Source organism: Actinotalea ferrariae CF5-4 (genome assembly GCF_000603945.1).
Taxonomy (GTDB): domain Bacteria; phylum Actinomycetota; class Actinomycetes; order Actinomycetales; family Cellulomonadaceae; genus Actinotalea; species Actinotalea ferrariae.
This window is the reverse complement of record NZ_AXCW01000608.1, coordinates 1-357: the sequence shown is the minus strand read 5'-3', so window position 1 is coordinate 357 and position 357 is coordinate 1. Positions and strand designations below refer to the sequence as shown.

Annotated in this window: 1 pseudogene; it reads left to right on the top strand. The window is 74.2% G+C overall.

Annotated features, from left to right (window positions below):
* Positions 1-357, top strand: a pseudogene (locus N866_RS21915) (IS1380 family transposase); the annotation flags it as partial.

Below are 357 nucleotides of genomic sequence, written 5' to 3'. Positions count from 1 at the left end.
GCATCGATGACCTGGACCTGCTGCGCTCGGGTGGGATGGCCCGGGTCGTGCCCGGGGTGCGGGCGCCCTCGACGTTGGGCACGTTCCTGCGCTCGTTCACCCACGGTCACGTCCAGCAGGTCGACAAGATCTCCGCCGCGCTGCTGGCCGGGCTGGCCGGGCAGGTCCCGGGCCTGCTCGCCGGGGGACGCGGCGCCGGCGGCATGGTGTTCATCGACGTCGACGACACGATCCGCGCCGTCCACGGCTACGCCAAGCAGGGCGCCGGGTTCGGCTACTCCCGGGTCCGCGGCCTGAACGTCCAGCTCGCCACGGCATCGACACCCACGTGCGCGCCGGTGGTGGTCCGCGCCCGGC